This is a genomic window from Pseudomonas sp. Marseille-P9899, assembly GCF_903166565.1.
GTDB classification, from domain to species: domain Bacteria; phylum Pseudomonadota; class Gammaproteobacteria; order Pseudomonadales; family Pseudomonadaceae; genus Aquipseudomonas; species Aquipseudomonas huaxiensis.
The window spans coordinates 161,645-183,454 of sequence record NZ_CAESCG010000009.1; the positions used below are offsets into that span (position 1 = coordinate 161,645).

At 63.3% G+C, this 21,810-nt stretch carries 26 protein-coding genes; 12 read left to right on the plus strand and 14 right to left on the minus strand.

Annotation, left to right across the window (positions count from 1 at the left end):
• Positions 1-5: 5 nt before the first annotated feature.
• The gene (gene corA, locus HWV67_RS28745; protein WP_175653677.1) at positions 6-977 is read left to right on the plus strand and encodes a magnesium/cobalt transporter CorA; all 972 of its coding nucleotides are present in this window, start codon (positions 6-8) and stop codon (positions 975-977) included.
• Here corA and HWV67_RS28750 read toward each other — a convergent pair.
• Positions 955-1,683, minus strand: a complete 729-nt coding sequence (locus HWV67_RS28750) for an amidotransferase (RefSeq protein ID WP_175653678.1) — start codon at positions 1,681-1,683, stop codon at positions 955-957. The two genes, corA and HWV67_RS28750, sit on opposite strands and share 23 nt — an antisense overlap.
• A gap of 534 nt (positions 1,684-2,217) precedes the next feature.
• On the opposite strand from HWV67_RS28750, the gene HWV67_RS28755 reads away from it, so the two are divergent.
• Positions 2,218-3,018, plus strand: coding sequence for a cytochrome c (locus HWV67_RS28755; RefSeq protein ID WP_175653679.1), 801 nt, complete (start codon positions 2,218-2,220; stop codon positions 3,016-3,018).
• Between the two features lie 3 nt (positions 3,019-3,021).
• On the opposite strand, the gene HWV67_RS28760 is transcribed toward HWV67_RS28755, so the two are convergent.
• From HWV67_RS28760 to HWV67_RS28785, 6 genes are all read right to left on the minus strand, one after another.
• The gene (locus tag HWV67_RS28760) at positions 3,022-3,816 is read right to left on the minus strand and encodes a transglutaminase family protein (protein ID WP_110969325.1); all 795 of its coding nucleotides are present in this window, start codon (positions 3,814-3,816) and stop codon (positions 3,022-3,024) included.
• A complete protein-coding gene (locus HWV67_RS28765) occupies positions 3,813-4,763 on the minus strand; it encodes an alpha-E domain-containing protein (protein ID WP_095155561.1) in 951 nt (316 codons plus the stop codon). The genes HWV67_RS28760 and HWV67_RS28765 overlap by 4 nt, the downstream gene beginning before the upstream one ends.
• A 3-nt stretch (positions 4,764-4,766) precedes the next feature.
• Positions 4,767-6,176 (minus strand): circularly permuted type 2 ATP-grasp protein, encoded by a 1,410-nt coding sequence (locus tag HWV67_RS28770; RefSeq protein WP_095155560.1) that lies wholly within the window; start codon positions 6,174-6,176, stop codon positions 4,767-4,769.
• A gap of 200 nt (positions 6,177-6,376) precedes the next feature.
• Entirely contained in the window at positions 6,377-6,706 is a 330-nt protein-coding gene (locus tag HWV67_RS28775) for a ribonuclease E inhibitor RraB (RefSeq protein WP_175653680.1), read from the minus strand.
• A gap of 207 nt (positions 6,707-6,913) precedes the next feature.
• The gene (locus HWV67_RS28780) at positions 6,914-7,150 is read right to left on the minus strand and encodes a hypothetical protein (protein ID WP_175653681.1); all 237 of its coding nucleotides are present in this window, start codon (positions 7,148-7,150) and stop codon (positions 6,914-6,916) included.
• A 159-nt stretch (positions 7,151-7,309) separates the two neighbouring features.
• The gene (locus HWV67_RS28785; protein ID WP_175653682.1) at positions 7,310-9,394 is read right to left on the minus strand and encodes an LTA synthase family protein; all 2,085 of its coding nucleotides are present in this window, start codon (positions 9,392-9,394) and stop codon (positions 7,310-7,312) included.
• 212 nt (positions 9,395-9,606) lie between these two features.
• On the opposite strand from HWV67_RS28785, the gene HWV67_RS28790 reads away from it, so the two are divergent.
• A complete protein-coding gene (locus HWV67_RS28790; protein ID WP_175653683.1) occupies positions 9,607-10,080 on the plus strand; it encodes a methylated-DNA--[protein]-cysteine S-methyltransferase in 474 nt (157 codons plus the stop codon).
• A gap of 6 nt (positions 10,081-10,086) precedes the next feature.
• On the opposite strand, the gene HWV67_RS28795 is transcribed toward HWV67_RS28790, so the two are convergent.
• Positions 10,087-10,278 carry a PLDc N-terminal domain-containing protein gene (locus HWV67_RS28795; RefSeq protein WP_175653684.1) on the minus strand — a complete coding sequence of 64 codons (192 nt, stop codon included), beginning with the start codon at positions 10,276-10,278 and terminating at the stop codon, positions 10,087-10,089.
• A gap of 126 nt (positions 10,279-10,404) precedes the next feature.
• Here HWV67_RS28795 and HWV67_RS28800 point away from each other — a divergent pair, with 126 nt between their 5' ends.
• Positions 10,405-11,346, plus strand: a complete 942-nt coding sequence (locus HWV67_RS28800; RefSeq protein ID WP_175653685.1) for a ZIP family metal transporter — start codon at positions 10,405-10,407, stop codon at positions 11,344-11,346.
• On the opposite strand, the gene HWV67_RS28805 is transcribed toward HWV67_RS28800, so the two are convergent.
• Both HWV67_RS28805 and HWV67_RS28810 read right to left on the minus strand, forming a co-directional pair.
• The gene (locus HWV67_RS28805; protein ID WP_175653686.1) at positions 11,343-11,873 is read right to left on the minus strand and encodes a hypothetical protein; all 531 of its coding nucleotides are present in this window, start codon (positions 11,871-11,873) and stop codon (positions 11,343-11,345) included. The two genes, HWV67_RS28800 and HWV67_RS28805, sit on opposite strands and share 4 nt — an antisense overlap.
• A 60-nt stretch (positions 11,874-11,933) precedes the next feature.
• Entirely contained in the window at positions 11,934-12,455 is a 522-nt protein-coding gene (locus tag HWV67_RS28810) for an ankyrin repeat domain-containing protein (RefSeq protein ID WP_175653687.1), read from the minus strand.
• Between the two features lie 273 nt (positions 12,456-12,728).
• On the opposite strand from HWV67_RS28810, the gene HWV67_RS28815 reads away from it, so the two are divergent.
• Positions 12,729-13,001 (plus strand): DUF3509 domain-containing protein, encoded by a 273-nt coding sequence (locus HWV67_RS28815; RefSeq protein WP_095155551.1) that lies wholly within the window; start codon positions 12,729-12,731, stop codon positions 12,999-13,001.
• Between the two features lie 123 nt (positions 13,002-13,124).
• Here HWV67_RS28815 and HWV67_RS28820 read toward each other — a convergent pair whose 3' ends face one another.
• From HWV67_RS28820 to aroC, 3 genes are read right to left on the minus strand one after another with little or no spacing between them, the layout of a single operon-like run.
• Positions 13,125-13,673 carry an acireductone dioxygenase gene (locus HWV67_RS28820; protein WP_175653688.1) on the minus strand — a complete coding sequence of 183 codons (549 nt, stop codon included), beginning with the start codon at positions 13,671-13,673 and terminating at the stop codon, positions 13,125-13,127.
• A gap of 36 nt (positions 13,674-13,709) precedes the next feature.
• Positions 13,710-14,855: an MFS transporter gene (locus HWV67_RS28825; protein WP_175653689.1), complete on the minus strand. Its 1,146-nt coding sequence runs from the start codon at positions 14,853-14,855 to the stop codon at positions 13,710-13,712.
• Positions 14,856-14,892: 37 nt separating this feature from the next.
• A complete protein-coding gene (gene aroC / locus HWV67_RS28830) occupies positions 14,893-15,984 on the minus strand; it encodes a chorismate synthase (protein ID WP_175653690.1) in 1,092 nt (363 codons plus the stop codon).
• Positions 15,985-16,117: 133 nt separating this feature from the next.
• Between aroC and HWV67_RS28835 the strand changes: the two genes are divergently transcribed.
• Both HWV67_RS28835 and HWV67_RS28840 read left to right on the plus strand, forming a co-directional pair.
• Positions 16,118-17,080 carry an alpha/beta hydrolase gene (locus HWV67_RS28835; RefSeq protein WP_175653691.1) on the plus strand — a complete coding sequence of 321 codons (963 nt, stop codon included), beginning with the start codon at positions 16,118-16,120 and terminating at the stop codon, positions 17,078-17,080.
• Positions 17,081-17,174: 94 nt separating this feature from the next.
• Positions 17,175-17,972: a hypothetical protein gene (locus HWV67_RS28840; RefSeq protein WP_175653692.1), complete on the plus strand. Its 798-nt coding sequence runs from the start codon at positions 17,175-17,177 to the stop codon at positions 17,970-17,972.
• 48 nt (positions 17,973-18,020) lie between these two features.
• Here HWV67_RS28840 and prmB read toward each other — a convergent pair whose 3' ends face one another.
• On the minus strand, positions 18,021-18,929 hold the full coding sequence (gene prmB / locus HWV67_RS28845; protein ID WP_175653693.1) for a 50S ribosomal protein L3 N(5)-glutamine methyltransferase: 909 nt from the start codon (positions 18,927-18,929) through the stop codon (positions 18,021-18,023).
• A gap of 187 nt (positions 18,930-19,116) precedes the next feature.
• Between prmB and HWV67_RS28850 the strand changes: the two genes are divergently transcribed.
• The 5 genes from HWV67_RS28850 to HWV67_RS28870 all read left to right on the plus strand — a co-directional run bounded on the left by HWV67_RS28850 (position 19,117) and on the right by HWV67_RS28870 (position 21,752).
• Positions 19,117-19,707 (plus strand): cysteine hydrolase family protein, encoded by a 591-nt coding sequence (locus HWV67_RS28850; protein ID WP_175653694.1) that lies wholly within the window; start codon positions 19,117-19,119, stop codon positions 19,705-19,707.
• Positions 19,708-19,774: 67 nt separating this feature from the next.
• Positions 19,775-20,095 (plus strand): hypothetical protein, encoded by a 321-nt coding sequence (locus HWV67_RS28855; protein ID WP_175653695.1) that lies wholly within the window; start codon positions 19,775-19,777, stop codon positions 20,093-20,095.
• Positions 20,096-20,148: 53 nt separating this feature from the next.
• Positions 20,149-20,706: a Smr/MutS family protein gene (locus tag HWV67_RS28860; RefSeq protein WP_110969306.1), complete on the plus strand. Its 558-nt coding sequence runs from the start codon at positions 20,149-20,151 to the stop codon at positions 20,704-20,706.
• 69 nt (positions 20,707-20,775) lie between these two features.
• Entirely contained in the window at positions 20,776-21,321 is a 546-nt protein-coding gene (gene folE / locus HWV67_RS28865) for a GTP cyclohydrolase I FolE (RefSeq protein WP_095155541.1), read from the plus strand.
• A 59-nt stretch (positions 21,322-21,380) separates the two neighbouring features.
• A complete protein-coding gene (locus HWV67_RS28870) occupies positions 21,381-21,752 on the plus strand; it encodes a glutathione S-transferase N-terminal domain-containing protein (protein WP_110969261.1) in 372 nt (123 codons plus the stop codon).
• Positions 21,753-21,810 lie beyond the last annotated feature (58 nt).

Consider the following 21,810-nt stretch of genomic DNA (forward strand, 5'->3'; position numbering starts at 1 on the left):
CAACCATGGGTCGAGTCGTTGCAGCGGCGGTGTACAGCGCCGGCAGGAAAGTCACCAATATCAGCCTCGACGAAGGCGCGGAATGGGCGAGAAAGCCGGGGCACTTCGTCTGGATCGGCCTGGAAGAGCCCAACGCCCAGGAACTGGCCAACCTGCAACGGCAGTTCAACCTGCACGAGCTGGCCATCGAAGACGCCCTGGAAAAGCACAGCCGGCCCAAGCTGGAAACCTTCGGCGACGCGCTGTTCATCGTCACCTACTCGCCGGTGCGCCATGAAGGCAAGCTGGAGTTCATCGAAACCCACATCTTCGCCGGCAATGGCTACATCATCACCTGCCGTAACGGTCACTCGAAGTCCTACGCGCTGGTCCGTCAGCGCTGTGAGGCGCGGCCGCTGTTGCTGGAGCACGGCGAGGACTTCGTGCTCTACGCCCTGCTCGACTTCGTCACCGAGAACTACCAGCCGGTCAGCGAAGCCATTCACGGCGAGATCGAAGAGCTGGAACAGAGCGTGCTCAGCGGCTCGCTGAACGAAGAAGACATCCGTCGCATCCACGGCCTGCGCCGCGACATCCTGCGCCTGCGCCGCTATGTGGCGCCGATGGTCGAGGTCAGCGAGGAACTGCAGCGCCTGACCTTCCCCTTCATCGACAAGAACATGCGCCCGTACTTTCGCGACGTGCAGATTCACGTCACACGGCAGATGGAAGACCTGGCGGGTATCCGCGATATCGCCAGCCAGACCATCGAGATCGGCATGCTGCTGGAGTCGTCACGGCAGAGCATCGTGCAACGCAAGTTCGCCGCCTGGGCGGCGATCCTGGCGTTTCCCACGGCAGTGGCGGGCATCTACGGCATGAACTTTCAGAACATGCCGGAGCTGAGCTGGCAGTACGGCTACTTCGCCGTACTGGGGGTGATCGCGGTGGGTTGCACCGCGCTGTACAGCAGTTTCAAGCGTTCTGGCTGGCTTTAGGCTGCGCCACGAACCGCATCATCCATTCCGCGACAGTCTGGCCCTGGTGATCCACGCCCAGGCTGTCGACGCCCTTGCGGTACACCTCCTGCCCCAGATGCTCCTGACGCAGCTCCAGCAGCGCGCGGGAGTAGTCGTGGATAAATTCCGGGTGACCCTGGAAACACAGCACCTGATCGCCAATGTGATACGCCGCGTAAGGGCAGAAATCACTGGAGGCAATCACGGTGGCGTTTTCCGGTAGCGCGGTGACCTGATCCTGGTGGCTGATCAGCAAGGTCAGCTCTTCAACCTGCGGACTCATCCACGGCGCCTTGGCGGCCATCACATAGCGATGGGTGCCGACGCCCCAGCCCTGGGTGGCGCGCTCGCTCTTGCCGCCCAGCAGCAGCGCCAGCAACTGATGGCCGAAGCACACACCCAGCAGCTTGTCGCCGCGGCGGTAATGCTCCAGCAAAAAGGTCTTGAGCGTCTGGATCCACGGATCGTCGCCGAAGGAGTCGGCCTTGCTGCCCGTCACGAGGTAGGCATCAAAGACCTCGTCATCGGGCGGGTACTCACCGTTCATCACGTTGTAGACCGTGAATTCGGCGGCGATCGGCTGGCGGGTAAACAGTTGCTCGAACATCCGTCCATAGCCCTGATACTGCTCGACCAGCTCAGGTCGCAGGACGTCGGTTTCCAGGATGCAGATGCGTAACGACATAGACTTGGCCCTGAACGACAGTGGTGAAAAAAGACCGGTAGAGCCTGCCGCGAATATGGGCGACAGGCAAGCATTGCCTCGGACGAACGGTCATTTCATTGCAAAGCGTGTGTGTATCCCGCGCACGCGTCTAGTCGGGCACGTCTTACGCATATGGCATAAAGCCTCATAAGAAAAAACATTAACAACACTAAAGTCGAGACGAAACCGATCTAAAACAGCGGTAACGTTGCCCCTAAGGTTGGTTGTATACCGATATCCAGCAGGTTTGTAGCCGGTACGGGAAATCCCGTGCATTTCGTGGCCAGCGGACCCTGGAAAAGGATGTCTCTCGCTCTCAGGAATAACAACAAGAAGGCAGTCAGCCATGTTCAAACAACACAAAGTACGTCAGGCCGGACTCATTCTGTTCGCCACCACACTGCTGCTGATCCTGCCGAACCTCACGCGCCTGTTCGGCTGATCGCGCCCGGTATTCTCAGCGTTCCTGCGCTCTGGTATATGCTGCCGACCCTCACTGGTTGGAGACCGTCCATGCGCCTTCGCTTCGCCCTCCTGCTCAGCGTGCTGAGCCTGCCGTTGCACGCGGCGCAATTGACCCTCCAACTCGGCGACAGCGACAAGCAATGGCAAACCGCGGAGCTGCTCCAGCACCCGCAGGCCCGGGACATCCGTATCGAGCAGGATGTGTCGTACAAGAAGCCCATGACGTATCGCGCGGTGCCTTTGGCGGTCCTGCTGGAAGGGATCAAGCCGGATGACCATCTGCAGGCCGTGGCCCTCGATGGCTTCGCTGCCGAAATGCCCGCCGCCGCGTTGCTCAAGCAAGGACCGGCACAAGCCTGGCTGGCGGTGGAAGACCCGGCTCACCCGTGGCCGCCACTGGCCAAGGACAAACCCGGCGCCGGTCCCTTCTATCTGGTCTGGACGCACCCCGAGGCCGGTAATATCAGCCCCGAGCAATGGCCCTTCCAGGTCGCCAGCATCCGTCGCCTGCCGCCGGTGGCCGAGCGGTTTCCCGCCCTGCTCCCGGCACCCGGCCTGGCAGCGAATGACCCGGTGAGCCGCGGCTTCGCCCTGTTCCAGAAGAACTGCCTGGCCTGCCACCGCCTCAACGGCGCCGGCGATGCCCAGTTCGGTCCGGACCTGAACCTGCCCTACAACCCCACCGAATACTTCCGACCCGAGTTTCTCCGTCGCTATATCCGCGACCCGCAGAGTCTGCGCCAGTGGCCGCAAGCGCGGATGCCCGGCTTCAGCGCAAGCATACTGCCGGACGCCGACCTCGACGCCCTGCTCGCCTACCTCGGCCACATGGCCAAACGCAAACTCTGACGCTTACTGCTGCGCCGAAAACCCGGATGTCACCAGCACGTTAGCGTGCATCTGCTCGTACCCGCCGCCCCGGCGCATGCCGCGTACCGGGCAGGCGTCGAGGTAATCCAGGCCCACCGCCAGCTTCAGATGGCGCTCGGGTACCGCAAGCTGGTTGGTCACATCGAAGCTGTACCAGGCGCCGTCCAGCCAGGCCTCGGCCCAGGCGTGGCTGGCCATGTGCTGGCTGTCATTGTCGAACAGGTAGCCGGACACATAACGCGCCGGCACCAGCAGGCTGCGGGCGCAGGCGATAAAGGCGTGGGCGTGGTCCTGGCAGACCCCCGCACCACCGGCGAAGGCCTGGGCGGCGCTGGTATCCACCGCAGTGGCACCGGGGCGATAGGCCATGCGCTCATGCAGCGCCCCCATCATCTCGATCAGCGCGCTGCGATCACGGCGTTGCCCGCACTGCTGGCCGGCAAACCCACGCAGCGCCTCGTCGGCCTCGGTCAGGCGGGTGAAGCGCAGGAACGGCAAGGGTGACTGCGATTCGTGCTCGGCTTCGCGGGTCGGGTCGATCTCGACTTCACCGCGCGCGGCGATCAGCAGGTCGGCATGCGGTTCTTCCAGGCTGAGCACATGCAGGATATTGCCGAACGGATCGCGCCGGGCCTGCGCGGGACGCGGCAGGTCCAGTTCCCATTGCAGCACCTGCTGGCGCTCGTTGTCCGGGGGCGTCAGGCGCAGGTACTGGATGCTGGTCCGCACCTGGTCTTCGTAGTGGTAGGCGGTTTCGTGGCTAATGGTCAGTCTCATACGACCTCCAGGTAAGCGCTGTGAATGGCGTTGCCCAACTCACGCACCAGCGGAATGTAGTGGTTCAACCAGGGATGCAGCCCTTGCGAAAGGATTTCGTCGATGCCGGTATAGCGCAGACGGGCATCCACTTCCGCAGCCAGGCGCTGGGCCGGACGGCCGTTGGCGCCGGGCAGGCTGGCGAGGATCTGGTCGATTTCTTCCGTGCAGGCACGCAGGGAACGGGGGACATCGGCACGCAGGAGCAAGAGTTCGGCAACATGGCGCCCCGTGGGAGCGTCGCGGTAGATCTCGGTATAGGCCTCGAACGAGGACAGCGCGCGGAGCAAGGCGCTCCACTGGTAATAACCGCGGGCAGAGCTGTCGCTGACGGTTTCGGCGTCCTCGCCGAACATCTCGTAGCGGGCGTCGAGCAGGCGCAGGGTGTTGTCGGCCCGCTCGATGAAGGTGCCCAGGCGAATGAAGCGGAAAGCGTCGTTGCGCATGATGGTGCCGTAGGTGGCGCCGCGGAACAGGTGCGAGCGCTCCTTGATCCACTCGCAGAAGCGACTCATGCCATAGCGTCCCAGGCCTTGCTCGGCGATGCCGCGAATCTCCAGCCAGGTGGCGTTGATGTTTTCCCACATGTCCGCGGTAATCCGCCCACGCACCGCATGGGCGCTGGCCCGCGCGGCGCCCAGGCAGCTGTAGATGCTGGCCGGGTTTTCCGGGTCGAGGGCAAAAAAGTGCAACAGACGCTCGGCGTGCAGTTGCCCATGCCGGCCCAGGTAATCGTCCAGGGTGCCGGTGATGCGCAGCGCCAGCGCCATTTCGTCCAGGCCATCGCCGCGACCGTCCTGCGGCATCAGCGACAGCGAATAACTGACATCGAGCATCCGCGCGAGGTTTTCCGCCCGCTCCAGATAACGGGACATCCAATACAGGTCCGAAGCCGTTCTACTGAGCATGATTCAATCCTCGACCACCCAGGTGTCCTTGGTACCGCCCCCCTGGGACGAGTTCACCACCAGCGAGCCCTCGCGCAGCGCCACCCGCGTCAGGCCGCCGGGCACCACGCGGGTCTCCCGGCCGGCCAGGACGAACGGACGCAGGTCGATGTGCCGTGGCGCAATGCCGTTCTCGACGAAGGTCGGGCAGGTCGACAGCGACAGGGTCGGCTGGGCGATATAGGCGGCCGGACGGGCCTTGATGCGTTCGGCGAAAGCGGCGATTTCCGCCTTGGTCGACGCCGGCCCCACCAGCATGCCGTAGCCGCCAGAGCCCTGGGTTTCCTTGACCACCAGGTCCGGCAGGTTGGCCAGCACGTGGGAAAGCTCTTCCGGCTTGCGGCATTGCCAGGTCGGCACATTCTTCAGGATCGGTTCTTCGTCCAGGTAGAAACGGATCATCTCGGTGACGTAGGGATAGACCGACTTGTCGTCGGCCACCCCGGTGCCGATGGCGTTGGCCAGCACCACGTTGCCGCAGCGGTAGGCCGACAGCAGGCCGGGCACGCCGAGCATGGAGTCGGGGTTGAATGCCAGCGGATCGAGGAAGGCGTCGTCCAGCCGGCGATAGATCACGTCGACCGGCTTGGGGCCGTCGGTGGTGCGCATGAATACCCGCTCGTCGCGAACGAACAGGTCCGCGCCTTCCACCAGTTCCACACCCATCTCGCGAGCGAGAAAGGCGTGTTCGAAGAACGCGCTGTTGAACCGCCCCGGGGTCAGCACCACAACGCTGGGGTTATCCAGCGGACTGGAGCTTTTCAGGGTGTCGAGCAACAGGTTCGGGTAGTGGTCGATCGGTGCGATGCGCTGGGCGGCGAACAGTTCGGGAAACAGCCGCATCATCATCTTGCGGTCTTCGAGCATGTAGCTGACACCGCTGGGCGTGCGCAGGTTGTCTTCGAGGACGTAATAGCTGCCGTCGCTGTCGCGAACCAGGTCGACCCCGGAAATGTGCGCGTAGATGTCGCGGTGCAGGTTCAGGCCCTGCATTGCCAGTTGGTATTGATCGTTGGCCAGCACCTGCTCGGCGGGAATGATCCCGGCGCGCAGGATGCGCTGGTCATGGTAGAGGTCGGCGAGAAACATGTTCAGCGCCTTGACGCGCTGGATGCAGCCGCGCTCTACCACCCGCCATTCGCTGGCCGGGATGGCCCGCGGAATGGTGTCGAAAGGGATCAGGCGCTCAGTGCCCTGCTCGTCCCCGTACAGCGTGAAGGTGATGCCGGCGCGGTGGAACAGCAGGTCCGCCTCGCGGCGGCGTTGCGCCACTTGCTCAGGCGGCGTCTGCGCCAGCCAGCGGGCGAATTCCCGATAATGCGGACGGAGCTGACCGTCGGCGGCGTACATCTCATCATAGAACGTGCGAATCATGCCGAACTCCTTGTCACCCGTGCACAGGCACTGTCGCAAAGCCCGTGCCAGCGGAATTAATCCTTTTCAATCAACGGGTTGGGGAATTCAGGAAAAGACGCCGCACCAGACTTGTGCAGCCAGCCCCACGCGAATGGGGCACGCGCTTCATTGCGAAGCGTGTGGGTTCCCGGGACGGCCTGGCCGCCCCGGGGTGCATTTCAGGTTACCGCGCGCTCCTGCTTCACTCCCCAGCCCTGAGCTTCACCGCCCAGTGGCACGACCACGGCTTCGAAATCCTGTTCGAATTCGTCGATGCCACCATACGTGGCGTACATGATCTTGCTCAGTTCCAGTTGCCAGCCATCGTCACTTTCATGCACCTGGGCACACAACGACTCTCCCCGGAACTTTCCTGCAGCCCTGCGCGCCCGTTCCTCGTCCGGGAATACCGCATAGAACTCGATTGGATGGATTTGTGCGAAGTTGAAACCGCCTTCTTTCATGCGGCGCAATACCGTGCTGCTGATGTCCTCGTACAAGTTGCTCATGAATCGTCCTCCTCAATCACGATGGATAGACTTTCAGTGCTTGCGCACTTACCCCTGGCGCGGGACGCGGGTGGGGTTCTCGAGCGAATGCAGCAATGTTGCGGTAATGAATGTAGCGGTAATGGGAGACAAGGGCCGGCGCAATAACCGACGGCCCTGCATGCAGCGTAGCGGCTGGTGAGGCACAACGCCAGCCAGCCTGTGGATTCAGCTCCGTTCAGTGATGTCGGTGATCTCCACCCCGTTCTGTTCCTTCAGCCATTTCGCGGTCGGACAGTCGGCACGGTCCTGGAAATCATTGAGGTCGAGTTCATCCATGACCGGGAACAGGTGGCCCCTGATCCGCCGCGCTGCGTCTTCAATGCTCGGGCGGTCCGCGGCGGCAAGCAACAACGAAGTGCGTTCGCCCTTCTGGTCCACAAAAGTGATTTCCCACTCTTTCATCTGGCGTGTCCTCGATGGCAGGTACAGGAGTGTTTCCAGCCTGTCTTCCGTTGACCCTCGCCTGCGGACATTGTTCAAGTCGGTTGGCCCGGCGGCGCCCCCATAAAAAACCCCGGCCAGGCCGGGGTCTTGTGCAACGAACGGATTACGCCAGGGCGATCAGTCCGGGATGCCGTGGACAACACCGGCGGTATTGTCCAGCAGGCTCTTGGTTGCGGTCTGGATGAAGGATTCGAGTTTCTTGAGCATGGCGTCCTGCTCCGGATGCTCGATCAACTCAGCCTTGAACTCGCTGCCCAACTGATAACGGTACAGGCGCGGCGACATGTCCTTGGACTCGATCAGCACGCGATCACCCTGGATCAGACCGACGATCTGCTCGCTGCCCGAAGGCTTGATCATGCCGATGCCCTGGTCGCCTTCCGGCAGGTTGAGCAAGTCACGCCCCCAGCACTGGTGACGGGTTTCGCCACCCAGGCGGCCCATGACGGTCGGCACGATGTCGATCTGGGTGCCGACGGTGTGATTGCGCTTGCCGAACTTGTCCTGGATGCCCGGTGCGATCAGCAACAGCGGCACGTTGAAGCGGCCCAGGTCCAGCTCGGTGACCTGCTGGTTATTGCCGAAGCCATGGTCACCGACGATGACGAACAGGGTTTCCTTGAAGTACGGCTCCTTGCGCGCCTTCTCGAAGAACTGGCCCAGGGCCCAGTCGGAATAACGCATGGCGGTGAGGTGTTCGTCCAGGCGACCATGGCCGGTCACCGGCTCGACCGGCAGGTCGTTCGGCAGGGCATATGGGGTGTGGTTGGACAGGGTCTGGAGCAAGGCATAGAACGGTTTCTTGCCATAGTTGTTCGCCAGTTCCTGGTTACCACGGTCGAACATGTCCTGGTCGGACACGCCCCAGGTCGGGTCGGAGAACACCGGATTGACGAAGTCATTGCGGCCGATGAAGGTGGTCATGCCCTGGTTGCCGAAGAAACCGGACTGGTTGTCCCAGGCAAAGTCACCGTTGTAGACGTAGACGTCGTCGTATTTCCGCGCACTGAGCAGCGCCGGCAGGCCCGACAGTTTGTGGCCGCCTTCCGGGGTCTGCATCAGGTATTCGAAGCCCGGCAGGTTCGGGAAGCAGGCCATGGTGGCGAACATGCCCTGGTGGGTATGGGTGCCGTTGGAGAAGAAGCGGTCGAACAGCAGGCCTTCCTCGGCCAGTTTGTCGAAGTACGGGGTGATGTTGCCCGAAGCCCCCAGCGCGCCGACGGAATGGCCGGCGAAACTCTCCATCAGGATGACCACGACGTTCTTGATCGGCAGGGTGTTCTCGGCCGGCGGCGTGAAGTCACGGCGAATCGCGGCGCTGTCGGCGTCGACCAGCTTGTCGCTCGGCGTCAGCAGCATCTGGCGCACGGTGTCCTGGGCGACCTTCTGATCGAGGGTCGACTTCCAGATGTTGTCGCGGTCTTCGGACATGCGGCTCTTGGCGGCATCGATCAGGGTCAGGGTGCCGTTGAGGCCCAGTTGGTTGACGAAGTTCGAGTCGGTGGTGAAGGCATCACCCCAACGCATGGGCGGGCCTTGGCGCAGGGTGCCACGGGCGGCAATCACGGCCACCAGCAGGATCATGAAGAACACCACGCCGCGCACGTACCACGGCGCCACGCTGCGAGCACCGGCGAGGTTGCTCTGGTACTCGCCACGGGGCCGGGTCAGACGGTCGATGCCTTTGAACGCCAGGCTCATCACGATCGTGCCGCCGACCCACGCCAGCAGGTAGCGCACTACCGGGAAGCCGTACCACAGCATGCTGCCGACGGTCTTCGGGTCTTCCTTGATGTACTGGAATACCAAGCCGTTGAGGCGCTGGTGGAACTCGCGGTAGAAGTCCATCTCCACCAGGCCGAGGAACAGCACGATGCTGGAGGTCAGGGTCAGCCACAGGCGGAAGAAACCGCGCGCCGCCATCGCCCGCGCACTGAGGATCGCCAGCAGCAGCGGAATGCTCAGGTACACCACCACCCGCAGGTCGAAACGCAGGCCGTTGAGGAAACCTTCCACGACAGTGGACGACGGCGTGTCGCCAACCATGTCGCTGTTGTAGGCCAGCAACGCAAGCCGTACCAGGCTGAGCATCGCCATGATCGCCAGGCCGCACAGCAGGGTATAGAGCAGGTGTGATTTGACCGTTGGTTGCAACAGGCGCGAAGCAGCCCGCTGTTGACTCAAGGCGTCCGTATTAGCCATGAATTGGAAGATCCCTGGGATTCGGTTGTGGAAGGCATTGACGCGAAGCGGCGGCAGCGGCTCGGGTTATACCCGAAAAGTGCCGAACCATTAGGCGAATGGATAATTGCGCGCGCGGATTGTCTGCAATCGATTGTGAAAATTTCGTTGAGAACACCGGGGCCGCGGATCAGGCTATCTTTATTGCCCTCTCAAGCAAAGAGCCCACCCACATGCACTATCGCTATCACCCCAGCCCCATTGGCCAGTTACTGCTGGCGGGCGACGAACAAGGCTTGCACCTTCTGCACATGGACAGCGCCCACCCCTGGGAACTGGACGCCACCTGGCGCCAGGCCGACAGCCAGCTCGACGACGTGGCGCGGCAACTGGACGAGTATTTCGCCCACAAGCGCGAGCGCTTCGAACTGCGCCTTGCCGCCCGCGGCACGCCGTTTCAACAGGACGTCTGGCGCGCGCTGGTGAATATCCCCTACGGCACCACCACCAGCTACGCCGAACTGGCCCGCACCATCGACCGGCCCAAGGCGATCCGGGCCGTCGGCACGGCCAATGGCGCCAACCCCATCGCAGTGATCGTGCCCTGCCACCGGGTGATCGGCAGCGATGGCAGCCTCACCGGTTTTGCCGGCGGCCTTGAGCGCAAGCAACTGTTGCTGCAACTGGAAGGCGCTTGGCTGATCTGAACCGGCCTACAGCCGCACATTCCCCCGCGGCCCGGCGATGGCCCAGATAATCAGGCCGAGCACCGGCAACAGCAGGATCAGCAGGATCCACAGCACCTTGGCGCCAACCCCGGCGCTGCTCTTGAGCACGTTGATGATCGCCCAGATATCCAGGGCCAGAATGATCAGGCCAACCAGCCCGTTGAACGCGGAACCCATGATGAAGCTCCCATGTATGAGTGAGCCTTCAGGATAGCTGGCTATTGGCCTGATAGACGCGTTTGCTTCGGCTCCGCCCTGCCGCTGTGCTTACACTCGCGCCATTGCCTTTCGGAGAAATGCGTTATGCCCTCGACGTCCAGCCACAGCCACTCCGCCCCCGTGCCGCTCTACACCGCGTGGCTGCAGCAGGCGCAATCCTCGCCCTGGATGAGTGCCGGCCTGGGTCTGAGCCTGCTGGCGGTGCTCTGGCTGATGGGCGCCAGCGCCTGGAACGCGATTCACGGTGACCACCAGGAAAACCTGCACATGGCCCTGCTCGGCGGGCTGGCCGGTTTCTCCGCCACCGCCCTGGGCGCATTGCTGGCCATCGTGCTGCGCGATATCAGCAGCCGGATGCAGGACGTGATGCTCGGCTTCGCCGCCGGGATGATGCTCGCCGCCAGCTCGTTTTCATTGATCCTGCCGGGCCTCGACGCCGCCCGGGAGATTACCGGCAGCGGCCCCTACGCGGCCCTGACGGTGGTGGTCGGCATGGGCCTTGGCGTGCTGCTGATGCTTGGCCTGGACCGCTTCACCCCGCACGAACACGAAAGCACTGGCCCTTGCGGCCCGCAGGCCGAGCGGATCAATCGGGTCTGGCTGTTCGTGCTGGCGATCACCTTGCACAACCTCCCCGAGGGCATGGCCATCGGCGTGAGCTTTACCACGGGTGACCTGAGTGTCGGCCTGCCGCTGACCAGCGCCATCGCCATTCAGGACATTCCCGAAGGCCTGGCGGTGGCCCTGGCGCTGCGCGCCACGGGGCTGTCAACATTGAAGGCGGCGCTGGTGGCGGTTGGCTCGGGTCTGATGGAGCCGATTGGCGCGGTGATCGGCCTGGGGATTTCCAGCGGTTTCGCCATCGCCTACCCGGTGAGCATGGGCCTGGCGGCGGGCGCGATGATCTTCGTGGTGTCCCATGAAGTCATCCCGGAAACCCACCGCAATGGCCATCAGACCTCGGCGACCCTCGGCCTGATGGGCGGCTTCGCGGTGATGATGTTCCTCGATACCGCGCTGGGTTAAACGTGCAGCGCCACCCGCAGCGCTTCCAGGGCCGGCGCTGCGGTGATGTTCAGTTCGGCGCACAGTTCCAGCACCCGCGGCAGGTCGTTGCCGCACACCAGCACCATCTGCAACTCGTCGTCCAGCAACTGGCTGAAGTTCATCAGCACATAGCCACCGGCTTCCTTGTTCATGCTGCCCATCTGGATCTGGAGGCGGTTGAGCGCGGTGAGCGCCTCGACCTTGGCCAGTTGCTTGGGTTTGATATTGAACGGGACGCTCTGGTCAAACGAATCGGTGATCTGCGCGAGCAGGTCCTGGTAACTGTCGGCCTGGAACAGCACGGTGTCCGGCAGGCTGCCCACCACCACCCATTCACCCAGCGGGATCGGGAAGGTGTCGTCGTAGTTGATATCGGGGTTGGCGGCGAGGAAGCCCGCAGGGTCGGCATAGGCCTGCACCGCTTCGTCGGCGATCCGCTCGATGTCCTGCTCGGTCATGCAGCCGGAGCTGATTTTGCCAAGGAGTTCGACCAGTTGGTTTTTCATGAGAGGCCCTGCGACGCTGGAAAAAAGTCGCCAAGGATAGCCGCAAAAGCCTCCCGCCGGTTAGGCCAGCGCTTGCAACTGCTGCGTGGTGTCAGCGGCGCCCATGGCCTGGGCGGCGCCGAGGGCATCAATGCCACGGGCGTCGCGGCGCTTGGGGTCGGCGCCCTGCGCCAGCAGGTAGTCAACGATCGCTGTGCGGTTGAACATCGCCGCCATCATCAACGCCGTGCGCCCGTCGCCTGCGGCCGCATCCGGCTCGGCACCCTGCTCCACCAGCAGCCGGACCATTTCCAGGTTTCCCTTGAACGCCGCGCCCGCCAACGGCTGTTGGTTATTGTCGTTGGAGATGGCCGGATCGGCGCCATGCTGCAACAGCACCCGCGCCGCTTCCAGATGACCGTGATAACTGGCGAGCATCAGCAGTGTGTCGCCCTTCTGATTGCGCAAATTGGCTGGCAGACCGTTCTCCAGCAGGCGGGCAAGCATCGGCGCATCGCCCTGGCGGGCTCGGTCGAAGACCTCCGCGGCAAAGGCAGCGGCTTCATCGGCGTCCATGGTGACGGGCTGACGTTGATCGGACATACGGAACCTCCTGACGGGGATAAAGCCCAAGTCTTGTGAGGATTGGTCCCGCAATCGCTGTGGATAATTCCATAGCGTCGGCAGAAAAAACGCGAGGGCGGACGACCCTTGCAAAATGCACTGTGCAAAATGCACGACCTTGCACAATGCACGGCGGCCTTATTGCCACAAAACAATAAGTAACTGATTTATAACGAATTTTTAATTACCAAAAAGCTGGCACAGTCGCTGCACCCATCACTCCATGTCTGCCACCCACAGCCAGGAGCTGATATGGACCTCATTCAGGAAAAATTCGCCTCGGTATTCTCTGCCTACCAAGTGGCCACTCAAGCCCGCCCTGATGGCGGCATCCTGCTGACGCTGCGTGCTGCCGACGGCACACAGGTCAAACGCTCGATTTCCTACGCCCAACTGCACAGCGCCGAACAACTGTCGTGGGCCATCAGCGCCATTCGCCGTGACCTGGCCGAACAGGCCAGTGAATTGCCGGTGATTTCGATGCTGCAAAGCCAGCAGCGCTTTGCACTGCCGACTTATCGTTGAGCTGAATGCATCGCTGCGGTTCGGCGCCCCGACAAGCCAGCCCCCACAGGTACAGGATTCACCGGACCTTGTGGGCGCTGGCTTGTCGGAGCGCCGAACCGCAGCAATGAAGAACGTGAAGGTTTAGAACGTGTCATCCAGCCCCGGATACAACCGGGCACTTTCATCTCCCGTCAATTCCAGCGCCCGCCCGCCCTCATTCTCGAACAACCGCACCAGCACCAGATTCGGCTGCTCGCCGATATCGAACCAGTGCGCAGTCCCCGCCGGAACGCTGACCAGAGCGCCCCGCTCCGCCACCAGCGCATACACGTAATCGCCGATTCGCAGATTCAGCAGGCCGCGCCCGCTAATGACAAAGTGCGCGCCCTTTGCCGAATGACGGCGCTCGTCGATCCAGCCGGCACGCAGTTCATCCTTCTGCGGATGTTCGGGATTGACGCTGAACACCTCCATCACCGCGCCACACTCGGCTTTCAGCGCCTGGAGTTGTTGATCCAGCAGCGCGATCACCTCCTCTGCGGCAGTCCCCGGGCGGATCCGCTCGGCCACTTCCCGCTGTTCGAAGCGCACGCCCTGCTCGGCCAGTGTCGCGGCGATATCGTCATCGTGGGTCAGGACTTTGTTGGGGGTATCCGGGGTGGACTGGTGATAAACGCTGAGGATGCTCAAGGGCAACTCCTGTTTTTTCATGACATGACGCGGACGCTAGATAGCGTCCTCTTTCAACCGGGTCGCAATGATAACGGCTGCGGCCAGCGCCGCGACGGCGGCAATACTAAAGGTGATACCCGGGCCCAGAGCCTTCCAGCTATAGCCCGCATACAGCGCGCCCAAGGCGCCGCCGGTGCCGGACAACGCAGCGTAGAACGCCTGGCCCTGGCCCTGCTGGCGCGCGCCGAAACTGCGCTGGACGAAAGCGATGCAGGTGGCGTGGAAACTGCCGAAGGTTGCCGCGTGCAGCAACTGGGCGAACAGCAGCACCAGCAAGTGCTCGGCAAAACTGCCCAGCAACAGCCAGCGCAGCGCCGCCAACAGGAAACTCGCCAGCAGCACCCGGCGCAATGACACCCGCGCGAGGATCCGGCTCATCACCATGAACAGCAACACCTCGGCCAGCACCCCCAGCGCCCACAGCATGCCGATGGTGCCACGGCTGTAGCCGAGGCTTTCCAGGTGCAGGGTCAGGAAGGTGTAGTACGGACCGTGGCTGAGCTGCATCAACGCCACGCAGGTGTAGAACGCCAGCACGCCGGGGCGGGTCAGTTGCTTGAGGAAGCCGCCACCGGACGGACGCTCGGCCTGCTCCACAGGCTGGGCATTGGGCACCCACAAGCTGGCCAGAACAATGCCGGCCATGATGCACACCAGCGCCACCGGGTAGATATCCAGGCTCAACCACTCGAACAGTCGACCCAGGCCGACCACGGTGAGGATAAAACCGATCGATCCCCAGAGCCGCACCTGGCTGTAGCGGCCGGTCTGGCCTTGCAGGTGCGCGAGGGTAATGACTTCGAACTGCGGTAGCACGGCATGCCAGAAGAATGCGTGCAACGCCATGACCAGCGCCAGCCAGGCGTAGCTCTTGTCGACGAAGATCAGCGCGAAACTGGCCAGGGTGCACAGCGCGCCGAGGCGCACGATCAACAGGCGCTGGCCGCTGCGGTCGCCCAGCCAGCCCCACAGGTTTGGCGCCACGCAACGCATCAGCATGGGAATGGCCACCAGCTCGCCGATGCGTGCGCTGGAAAACCCGAGGTGATCGAAATACAGCGCCAGGAACGGCGCGGTAGACCCGAGCAGGGCGAAGTAGAAGAGGTAGAAACTGGACAGGCGCCAGTAAGGCAACGCCACGGCTAAAGAGCCGTGGCGCGATGGGCAGTGCGGGGCATCAGAGCTGGCCCAGTACCGGGGTGCTCACACGTACGTCAGCGTTCTGTCCGCGATGGCGCAGCAGGTGGTCCATCAGCACGATCGCCATCATCGCTTCGGCGATCGGCGTGGCGCGGATCCCGACGCACGGGTCATGACGGCCCTTGGTGATGACGTCCACCGGATTGCCATCCTTGTCGATGGAACGGCCCGGCGTGGTGATGCTGGAGGTCGGCTTGAGCGCCAGGTGAGCGACGATCGGCTGGCCCGAGGAAATGCCGCCGAGGATGCCGCCAGCGTTATTGCTGAGGAAGCCTTCGGGCGTCATCTCGTCGCGGTGCTCGGTGCCGCGCTGGGCAACCGAGGCGAAGCCGGCGCCGATTTCCACACCCTTGACCGCGTTGATGCTCATCAGGGCATGGGCCAGTTCGGCGTCGAGGCGGTCGAAGATCGGCTCGCCCAGACCGGGCATCACACCCTCGGCGACCACGGTGATCTTCGCGCCGACCGAATCCTGGTCACGGCGCAACTGGTCCATGTACGCCTCCAGTTCCGGGACCTTGTCCGGGTCCGGGCTGAAGAACGCGTTCTGTTCCACCGAATCCCAGGTCTTGAACGGGATTTCGATCGGGCCGAGCTGGCTCATGTAGCCACGAATGCGGATGCCCTGGCTGGCCAGGTATTTCTTGGCAATGGCACCGGCGGCCACGCGCATGGCGGTTTCGCGTGCCGAGCTGCGGCCACCGCCGCGGTAGTCGCGCTCGCCGTACTTGTGGTGGGAGGTGTAGTCGGCATGGGCCGGGCGGAACAGATCCTTGATCGCCGAGTAGTCCTTGGACTTCTGGTCGGTGTTGCGGATCAGCAGGCCGATGGAGCAGCCAGTGGTACGGCCTTCGAAGACGCCGGAGAGAATCTCGACCTCGTCGGCTTCCTGGCGCTGGGTGGTGTGGCGGCTGGTGCCGGGCTTGCGCCGGTCCAGGTCGCGCTGCAGGTCTTCCAGAGAAATCTCCAGACCCGGCGGGCAGCCATCGACAATGGCGACCAACGCCGGACCATGGCTTTCGCCAGCGGTGGTGACAGTGAACAGCTTGCCGTAGGTATTGCCGGACATGCAGGACGCTCCGCGAATCAGCCTGATTTGAACAAGGCCGCCAGTATACGCAGGCTAACCATTCAGTTCATCCCTGCTGGCGAACCTTCTGCACGGGGTCAGGTCCACCCGGCATCCCCCCGCATGTAGCCCGATGATGTCGCGCCTCGCCGTCCTGCTCCTCCTGATCGTTTCCGGCCTCGCCCAGGCCGCCGCCCCCGCCGTGTTCCAGCGCCCGGTCAGCCTCGACACCGGCCAGGGCATTCTTCATGGCAGCCTGCTGCTGCCGCGCGGCGACACCCCGCCGCCGGTGGTGCTGATCATCGCAGGCTCCGGCCCCACCGACCGCGACGGCAACAACCCTGCAGTCGGGCGCATCGACATTCTCAAGCGCCTGGCCCTGCAACTGGCTGCCCAGGGCATCGCCAGCGTGCGCTATGACAAGCGCGGCGTTGCCGAGAGCCTGGCGGCGACCCCGGACGAGCGTCAATTGAGCGTCGAGCGCTATGTCGCCGACGCCGTGGCCTGGAGCCACAAGATCAAAGCCGACCCACGCTTCGGCCCGCTGATCCTGCTCGGTCATAGCGAAGGCGCACTGATCGCCAGCCTGGCTGCGGAGCCGGCCGGCGCCAGCGCGGTGATCGCCCTGGCCGGCAGCGGCCGTCCGGTAGACCAGGTGCTGCGCGAACAACTGGCCGAACGCCTGCCCCCGGCCCAACTCAAGCAAGCGCAACAGGTGATCGATCAACTCAAGGCCGGCCAGCCGAGCAGCAACGTGCCGCCGGCACTCGCCAATACCCTGCGCCCCAGCGTGCAGCCTTATCTGATTTCGTTGTTCCGCCAGGACCCGGCGGCGGCCTTCGCACGCTTGCAGATTCCGGCGCTGATCATTCAGGGCCGCAACGACATCCAGGTCAGCCCGGCCGACGCCAAGGCCCTGCAGGCGGCCAAGCCCGATGCGCAGCTTGCGCTGATCGATGGCATGAACCACATGCTGCGCATCAGTCCGCCAGGCATGGGCCAGCAGCGCGACAGCTACACCAATCCGGCACTGCCCCTGGCCAGCGCACTGGGCGAACGGATCGTGGTTTTTGTGCGGCAGTTGACATCCGCCTGAGCAAATCGGGCTCCAGTCCTCGACGAATCGGCCGATAAATCCGATGCAGGCGCTGTCACCGTAGACGGCCTGTTGCGCACACGAGGACCCTGTGATGACTGATGCACCCACCCAGGACGCTACCGCAGCGGCCGACGAACCGGTTGTTCCGGAAGCCGCCCCGCTGCCCTGGGCGGACCTGGCACCCGAACATTTCCAGTTGCTGCGCCTGGCGCCGCTGCCGACCGACCGCAACAGCGGCGCGCGTCCGTTGCGTTTCGTCGAGTTCGGCCATGCCGAGCGCCACAGCAAGGAACACAGCCTGCTGCGCATGGAAATCCGTTTGCCCGGGCAGAAAGTGCGCAAAGAACAGAACGTGCTGGATATCCGTGTCGACCACGACAAGCGCCTGGTGACCATCGGCCCCGACAGCGGCTTGCAGATCGAACCACGGAACCGCGGAATCGGCCGTTTCATGCGGGCCCAGGCCGTGCAGTGGGCACAGCGCAAGTGGTCGCACTACCGGCTCGAGGGCGGCGCCCTGGCGAACAAGGACGCACTCAACGAAGACACCCGCCTGCGCCGCGACCATGTCCTGCGTAGCCACGGCGTGGAAGTCGAGTACGCCGACGCCCAGCACCTCAAGGGCCGCTACGTCGAAACCCAGGTCGGCGAGCTGAAAGGCGGCTGGAATACCGACAAGCTGCAGCGGGTCGAGATCATCGAAGCGGCCAACATGTTGCAGCAGGCCGATCAGAAGTTGCAGGAGAAGGAAGCGCAACTGCGCGAGCGCGACGAGCGGGTTTCCAAGTACCGGCGCGAAGACAGCGGCCTGCGGTTCACCATCACCTGCCTGGTGGCGTTCGCAGTGTTCCAGGCCGGCTTGCTGATCTGGATCGCCACCCACCGCTGAGGGCGAAGCGCGGGACTGGCTGACACGCCGTCCCGCGCAACAACATCATCAGCCCCGCGAAGCGAACAGCGCCTGATGCTGGCGGCATTGCTCGGCAGTGAGCATGAACACGCCGTGACCGCCGCGCTCGAACTCCAGCCAGGCGAAATCCACTTCCGGGTACAACTGCTCGACATGCACCTGGCTGTTGCCGACCTCGACAATCAGCAAGCCCTTTTCGGTCAGGTGATCCGCCGCCTCGGCCAGCATGCGCCGCACCAGATCCAGACCATCGTTGCCACAGGCCAGACCCAGCTCCGGTTCGTGCTGATACTCGGCCGGCATGTCGGCGAAATCTTCGGCATCGACATATGGCGGGTTGGACAGGATCAGGTCGAAACGCTGCGCCGGGAGACCGGCGAAACCGTCACCCTGGACGGTGTAGACGCGCTGTTCCAGGCCATGTCGCTCAATGTTCTGGTTGGCCACTTCGAGCGCTTCGAAAGACAGGTCGGCCAACACCACTTCGGCGTCGGGGAAGACTTCGGCACTGACGATACCGATGCAACCTGAACCGGTGCACAGGTCGAGAATGCGCGCCGGCTCGTCGGCCAGCCACGGCTCGAAGCGCTTTTCGATCAGTTCGCCGATCGGCGAACGCGGCACCAGCACACGCTCATCGACGATGAACGACATCCCGCAGAACCACGCCTCGCCCAGCAGATAAGCGGTCGGCACGCGGTCTTCGATGCGGCGCTTGAGCAGGCGTTGCAGCTTCACCAGTTCGTCGTCTTCCAGGCGGCAATCCAGATAGCTGTCAGCCACTTCCCAAGGCAGGTGAACCGCTCCCAGCACCAGCAACCGAGCCTCGTCCCACGCGTTGTCGGCACCATGGCCGAAGAACAACTCATGCTCGTGGAAGCGGCTGACGGCCCAGCGAATGTGGTCGCGCAGTGTGCGCAGGCGGGAAGTGATCACGGCAGACTCCTTGGAAGACGACCGGCGATTCTACCAGCCTCGCGCAACAAGTGGCCGCAATTGCATCGACGGGCGATTGGCTGACATGGCTGAGAGCCACTAACCACGCCACTTGTACGCTAAGCGATTCACATAAGTGTCCAAGCAGGGGAGAATAGGTAAAAAGCCCTACCCGAAGGAGCCCCTGATGTCTGTTCCAATGACGATGTTCCACCTCAGCGGACGTGGCTATCCGCCCGCCAAACTGAGCAACGCCAGCCTGATCATTATCGATGCGCAGAAAGAGTACCTGAGCGGTCCCCTGGCGCTGTCGGGCATGGACGAGGCAGTGGCGAACATCGGCAAACTGCTCGACGCGGCGCGCAAGGCCGGTCGTCCGGTGATTCACGTGCGTCACCTGGGCACCGTCGGCGGTCTGTTCGATCCTCAGGGTGCGCGCGGCGAATTCATCCCAGGCCTCGAGCCACAGGGCGATGAAGTCATCATCGAAAAGCGCATGCCCAACGCCTTCAAGAACACCAGCCTGCATGAAACCCTGCAGAACCTCGGCCACCTCGACCTGATCGTCTGCGGCTTCATGAGCCACTCCAGCGTCAGCACCACCGTGCGCCGCGCCAAAGACTACGGCTACCGCTGCACCCTGGTCGAAGACGCCTGCGCCACCCGCGACCTGCCGTTCAAGGATGGCGTGATCCCCGCCGCACAGATCCAGCAGACTGAAATGGCGATCATGGCCGACAACTTTGCCTGCGTGACCCCTACCAACAGTCTGATCTGACCCTTGGCGCGCGGAACCACCTCCACGACTTTCGGTCCAAAACCGGATATTCACTGAGGAAATCGGAATGAAAATATCCGACGGTTTCGACGCCAAACGCCTGCGTCCGCGCCAGCCGGGCAATTGGCGTTCGCGCCTGGCCGCGGTGTTTTCGGCCCTGCTGGCCAGCGTCGGCGTGCTGCTGGCCATGGCCGGAGCCGCCAGCCTGCTGGGCCACCCCGCCGCACTGGGCGAGCTCAATGCCAACCCCGCCGCCGCAAGCCTGGTGCTCGGCGGCGGTTTGCTGGTTCTGTACCTGGGCGTGTGGCTCTGGCGCCGACGTCGCCTGCGTCTGCGCCGCGGCCGCGAACTTAACCTGTCGCCCCACCTGATGAAAAAACACGATTGACTGCAACGGCGTGTGGACTCGCGTAAACTGCGCCGCTCGCGGCGGAGACCTACATGCAAGACGACGATTTTTCCCTGTTCAAGAGCGAGGTGCGCGGCGTCAAGCCGATCAAGCATGATCGCGCCGACACCGGCAAACCCAAGACTGATCGCAAGCAACTGAACAACCTGCGGCAGAACGCGACGGTGCGCAGCGACCAGACCGTGGTCGACGGCCTGTCCGATCAGTTCGTCATCGACGTGGGCCCGGAAGACGATCTGCACTGGAGCCGCGACGGCGTCCAGGAAAGCCAGATGCGCAAGCTCAAGCTCGGCCAGATCGGCTTTGAAGGCAGCCTCGACCTGCACGGCATGACCGTCGAGAAAGCGCGCGAAACCCTCTGGGCCTTCCTTGCCGAGGCCACCCGCTTCGAAATCCGTTGCGTGCGCGTCACCCACGGCAAGGCCGTGCGCCTGGATGGCAAGCGCCCGATGATCAAGAGCCACGTCAATACCTGGCTGCGCCAGCACGCCCAAGTGCTGGGCTTTACCTCGTGCCAGGCCAGACACGGCGGCACTGGCGCTGTGTATGTGATGCTGCGCCGGACCATGCTCGAAGGTCGCGACGAGTAACGCCGGACTTGCGGCGCCGCCACAGCCGCCGTACCCTTCGCGTTTGCGAAATACACCACAGGTAGATCCATGTCCCTGGAACAGAACTACACCGCAATCCTCGGCCAGCTCGGCGAGGATGTCTCCCGCGAAGGCCTGCTCGACACGCCGAAACGGGCCGCGAAGGCCATGCAGTACCTTTGCCGCGGTTACACCCAAACCCTGGAAGAAGTGACCAACGGCGCTCTGTTCAGCTCAGACAACAGCGAGATGGTCCTGGTCAAGGACATCGAGCTGTACTCGCTGTGCGAACACCACCTGCTGCCTTTCATCGGCAAGGCGCACGTCGCCTACATCCCGAGCGGCAAGGTGCTGGGCCTGTCCAAGGTGGCACGGATTGTCGACATGTATGCCCGTCGCCTGCAGATCCAGGAAAACCTGAGCCGCGAAATCGCCGAGGCGGTGCAGACGGTTACCGGCGCCCTGGGCGTCGCCGTCGTCATCGAAGCCAAGCACATGTGCATGATGATGCGCGGCGTCGAGAAGCAGAACTCGTCGATGATCACTTCGGTGATGCTCGGCGAGTTCCGCGATAACGCCGCGACCCGCAGCGAGTTTCTCAGCCTGATCAAGTGATCGGGAGCGTTACGCGAGCCGACCTGTCCAGGTCGGCTTTTTCATTTTGAGGAGTTGCCATGATCGTCAAAGCACTGCGGGTCGGCCTCGGCCAGGTGATCGTCTTTCTCGACTGGATCAGCCGCCCGGCCAAACGCAAGCGTGACCCCGCCGCCCAGGCGCGGGTCGAGCAGGAAGCCCGTGGGTTGAGCCTGTACCAGTTCCACGCCTGTCCGTTCTGCGTGAAGACCCGCCGCACCCTGCACCGCCTGAACGTGCCGGTCACCCTGCGCGACGCGAAGAACAACGAACAGGATCGTCAGACCCTGCTCACCGAAGGCGGCAAGATCAAAGTGCCGTGCCTGCGTATCGAAGAAGACGGCAAGACCACCTGGATGTACGAGTCCAAGGCGATCATCGCCTATCTGGACCAGCGTTTTTCGGCTGCCTGATCCTTTCGGGGCCTGCTGTGCAGGCCTTCGCGACGGTTCGGCGCCCCGACAAGCTCGC

Coding starts and splice junctions, on each gene's coding strand:
- HWV67_RS28840 (WP_175653692.1), top strand. CDS start 17,175: ATGACTGATGCACCCACCCAGGACGCTACCGCAGCGGCCGACGAACCG.
- HWV67_RS28750 (WP_175653678.1), bottom strand. CDS start 1,683: ATGTCGTTACGCATCTGCATCCTGGAAACCGACGTCCTGCGACCTGAG.
- HWV67_RS28775 (WP_175653680.1), bottom strand. CDS start 6,706: ATGAGCAACTTGTACGAGGACATCAGCAGCACGGTATTGCGCCGCATG.
- corA (WP_175653677.1), top strand. CDS start 6: ATGGGTCGAGTCGTTGCAGCGGCGGTGTACAGCGCCGGCAGGAAAGTC.
- HWV67_RS28800 (WP_175653685.1), top strand. CDS start 10,405: ATGCCCTCGACGTCCAGCCACAGCCACTCCGCCCCCGTGCCGCTCTAC.
- HWV67_RS28790 (WP_175653683.1), top strand. CDS start 9,607: ATGCACTATCGCTATCACCCCAGCCCCATTGGCCAGTTACTGCTGGCG.
- HWV67_RS28810 (WP_175653687.1), bottom strand. CDS start 12,455: ATGTCCGATCAACGTCAGCCCGTCACCATGGACGCCGATGAAGCCGCT.
- HWV67_RS28870 (WP_110969261.1), top strand. CDS start 21,381: ATGATCGTCAAAGCACTGCGGGTCGGCCTCGGCCAGGTGATCGTCTTT.
- HWV67_RS28770 (WP_095155560.1), bottom strand. CDS start 6,176: ATGATTCGCACGTTCTATGATGAGATGTACGCCGCCGACGGTCAGCTC.
- HWV67_RS28795 (WP_175653684.1), bottom strand. CDS start 10,278: ATGGGTTCCGCGTTCAACGGGCTGGTTGGCCTGATCATTCTGGCCCTG.
- HWV67_RS28835 (WP_175653691.1), top strand. CDS start 16,118: ATGATGTCGCGCCTCGCCGTCCTGCTCCTCCTGATCGTTTCCGGCCTC.
- HWV67_RS28755 (WP_175653679.1), top strand. CDS start 2,218: ATGCGCCTTCGCTTCGCCCTCCTGCTCAGCGTGCTGAGCCTGCCGTTG.
- HWV67_RS28815 (WP_095155551.1), top strand. CDS start 12,729: ATGGACCTCATTCAGGAAAAATTCGCCTCGGTATTCTCTGCCTACCAA.
- HWV67_RS28780 (WP_175653681.1), bottom strand. CDS start 7,150: ATGAAAGAGTGGGAAATCACTTTTGTGGACCAGAAGGGCGAACGCACT.
- HWV67_RS28785 (WP_175653682.1), bottom strand. CDS start 9,394: ATGGCTAATACGGACGCCTTGAGTCAACAGCGGGCTGCTTCGCGCCTG.
- HWV67_RS28855 (WP_175653695.1), top strand. CDS start 19,775: ATGAAAATATCCGACGGTTTCGACGCCAAACGCCTGCGTCCGCGCCAG.
- HWV67_RS28760 (WP_110969325.1), bottom strand. CDS start 3,816: ATGAGACTGACCATTAGCCACGAAACCGCCTACCACTACGAAGACCAG.
- HWV67_RS28805 (WP_175653686.1), bottom strand. CDS start 11,873: ATGAAAAACCAACTGGTCGAACTCCTTGGCAAAATCAGCTCCGGCTGC.
- folE (WP_095155541.1), top strand. CDS start 20,776: ATGTCCCTGGAACAGAACTACACCGCAATCCTCGGCCAGCTCGGCGAG.
- aroC (WP_175653690.1), bottom strand. CDS start 15,984: ATGTCCGGCAATACCTACGGCAAGCTGTTCACTGTCACCACCGCTGGC.
- HWV67_RS28860 (WP_110969306.1), top strand. CDS start 20,149: ATGCAAGACGACGATTTTTCCCTGTTCAAGAGCGAGGTGCGCGGCGTC.
- HWV67_RS28850 (WP_175653694.1), top strand. CDS start 19,117: ATGTCTGTTCCAATGACGATGTTCCACCTCAGCGGACGTGGCTATCCG.
- HWV67_RS28765 (WP_095155561.1), bottom strand. CDS start 4,763: ATGCTCAGTAGAACGGCTTCGGACCTGTATTGGATGTCCCGTTATCTG.